Raw genomic sequence first — 2,875 nt, forward strand, 5'->3', positions numbered from 1 at the left:
GGGAGGGAAAGGAATTTTGCAAAGGTCTCGGGCTATGCCGGCTGCTGCCGCCCATTGCACCTTCGCCGAATCCTGCCGCCCACCGCCGAAGCCCTCATGCGTTCGCGGTACAGCGCGTATGTGCTACTATAGTGGATTAACAAAAACCAGTACAGCGTTGCCTCGCCTTAGCTCAAAGAGAACGATTCTCTAAGGTGCTGAAGCACCAAGTGAGTCGGTTCCGTACCATCTGTACTGTCTGCGGCTTCGTCGCCTTGTCCTGATTTTTGTTAATCCACTATACATCATCGCTACTACCGTTCCGGCGCAACAGGCATTCCTCGATGCCGCCGAACTGATGCAATGGAGTATAGAAACCGAAGGGCTGGGCTTGAACGTCATCTCGCACAAGATACTCGGCAAAGACCACGCCCAAGTCGAATTTGAAGCCTACTTCCGAGACGGACAACACCGATCCGCGCATCACGAACTGTCCGGCTTCGTCAACATCGGCGGACAATGGTATTTTATCGATCCCACCGTTCCGCATCCTGCGATGAAACAACCCTGCATTTGCGGATCAGGCAAAAAATTCAAAGCCTGCTGCGGCAAATATCTGAAACCTGTCGCATAAAAATGCCGTCTGAACGTTCAGACGGCATTTTCAACGTGCAAAAAAAAACCATTCATACCAAGGGTAAGTATGAATGGTCAATACATTGCGGGAAAACGTCTTACTTGCTGCACTGCCGAAAAGGGAGAAACGGCAGCGGTAATCAGCGGAAATGATTGTACCCGAATTAATGTTAAGAAACGTTAATCGCGAAAATATATTAACAAACCTGTTGAAACCTATTGGTTTTCCCGTATCCACCCGACCCAGCGTTCAAACAGCTTCGGTTCGAGCGCGGCAACGACCGAGCGTTTGAACACGTGTTCACCACTCCAAAACCCGTCGCCTTCCAAAGTCGTCAGCCTGCCGCCCGCCTCCTCGAAAATCAACGCACCCGCAGCATAGTCCCACAGCTTCTGCCCACCGTGAACATAAACATCATAACGCCCGCACGCCAGATAACACCAATCCAACGTACTGCTGCCCATACTGCGTATCGTCCCGAAAGGCGCGAGCGTACTCATGCGGCTGGACAGTTTGCCCGAACGCAGATATTTGATTTCCACACCCGCGATTGCCTCATTCAACTTCTTATCCACGAGGCGCAAAGGCAGGCGTGTCCCATTAAGAAACGCACCCTGCCCCCGTTCGGCATAAAAACATTCGCCGCTGACCGGATTGTAGATTACGCCCAATTCGGCGCGCCCGTTGCGGACAAACGCCACCGACACGGCAAAATGCGGCAGCCCGTTGACAAAATTGTTCGTCCCGTCAATCGGATCGACAATCCACAGCCCCTTTTCCCCCGAATATTGTTCCCACAAAGCCGACTGTTCCTGCCGCGACATTTCCTCGCCCAACATCGGGCAATCGATCAGAAGCGGCAACGCGGCAGCAAAAGCCGTCTGCGCGGCAATGTCCGCCTCGCTCAACATCGAACCATCTTCCTTGCGGTGAGACGGCGTATTCAAAAAACGCGGCATAATTTCGGTTTGCGCGATATGGCGCACGACTTTCTGCAAACGGTGTAACACTTCCTACTGTCCTCATATTTTGAACTTGCGGCACGCGAACGTATATAGTGGATTAAATTTAAATCAGGACAAGGCGACGAAGCCGCAGACAGTACAGATAGTACGGCAAGGCGAGGCAACGCTGTACTGGTTTAAATTTAATCCACTATAATGTCCGTTTCCATCACGCCGCTGCGACAGATTATAACCGTCCGAACCGCCAAAAACTATGCCCCGATTCCACCTGCCCGAAAACCTTTCCGTCGGACAAACCGTCGCCCTGCCCGACAACATCGTCCGCCACCTCAACGTCCTGCGCGTCCGCCCCAACGAAAACATCACCCTCTTCGACGGCAAAGGCAAGGCACACGCCGCACGGCTGACCGTTTTGGAAAAACGCCGCGCCGGGGCGGAAATCCTGCACGAAGAAACCGCCGATGCCGAGTCCCCGCTGAACATCACGCTCATCCAATCCATATCTTCCGGCGAACGTATGGACTTTACCCTGCAAAAAAGCGTCGAACTCGGCGTAACCGCCATACAGCCCGTCATCAGCGAACGCTGCATCGTCCGCCTCGACGGGGAACGCGCCGCCAAACGCCTCGCACGCTGGCAGGAAATCGTCATCTCCGCGTGCGAACAAAGCGGCAGGAACACCGTTCCCCCCGTACTGCCCATCATCGGCTACCGTGAAGCACTCGACAAAATGCCGTCTGAAAGCACCAAGCTGATTATGAGCATCAACCGCGCCCGCAAACTCGGCGACATCCGCCACCCGTCTGGCGCAATCGTCTTTATGGTTGGGCCCGAAGGCGGCTGGACAGAACAGGAAGAACAACAGGCATTTGAAGCTGGCTTTCAGGCGGTTACACTCGGCAAACGGATTTTACGCACAGAAACCGCCCCACTCGCCGCCCTCGCCGCCATGCAGACGCTTTGGGGCGATTTCGCATAAACAGAAATGCCGTCTGAAACCCGTTCAGACGGCATTTTGCAGCCGATTAAGATAGTAGGTTCAAATAAGATTTCCCCCGCCGTCATTCCCGCGAAAGCAAGAATCTAGAAACGAAAAACTACAGGGATTTATCCGAAACAACAAACCCTCTCCGCCGTCATTCCCGCGAAAGCGGGAATCTAGAAATTTAACGTTGCGGTGATTTATTGGAAATGACTGAAACTCAACGGACTGGATTCCCGCCTGCGCGGGAATGACAAAGTGGAAGTTGCCCGAAACTTAAAACAAGCGAAACCGAACGGACTGGATTCCCGC

At 53.5% G+C, this 2,875-nt stretch carries 2 protein-coding genes and 1 pseudogene; 2 read left to right on the forward strand and 1 reads right to left on the reverse strand.

The annotated features are described in order from the left end of the window. Positions 1-613, forward strand: a pseudogene (locus HMPREF2959_RS13450) (YchJ family protein); the annotation flags it as partial. A gap of 218 nt (positions 614-831) precedes the next feature. On the opposite strand, the gene HMPREF2959_RS03225 reads toward HMPREF2959_RS13450, so the two are convergent. Then, positions 832-1,626: an inositol monophosphatase family protein gene (locus HMPREF2959_RS03225; protein ID WP_002234194.1), complete on the reverse strand. Its 795-nt coding sequence runs from the start codon at positions 1,624-1,626 to the stop codon at positions 832-834. Between the two features lie 208 nt (positions 1,627-1,834). On the opposite strand from HMPREF2959_RS03225, the gene HMPREF2959_RS03230 reads away from it, so the two are divergent. Continuing rightward, positions 1,835-2,560, forward strand: a complete 726-nt coding sequence (locus HMPREF2959_RS03230; RefSeq protein WP_002256053.1) for a 16S rRNA (uracil(1498)-N(3))-methyltransferase — start codon at positions 1,835-1,837, stop codon at positions 2,558-2,560. The last annotated feature ends 315 nt before the right edge of the window (positions 2,561-2,875 follow it).

The organism is Neisseria sp. HMSC070F02, assembly GCF_001814225.1.
In the GTDB taxonomy this organism is placed as follows: domain Bacteria; phylum Pseudomonadota; class Gammaproteobacteria; order Burkholderiales; family Neisseriaceae; genus Neisseria; species Neisseria meningitidis.

Bases quoted from the DNA above. Each gene is read 5' to 3' on its own strand.
- HMPREF2959_RS03230 (WP_002256053.1), top strand. From the start codon at position 1,835: ATGCCCCGATTCCACCTGCCCGAAAACCTTTCCGTCGGACAAACCGTC.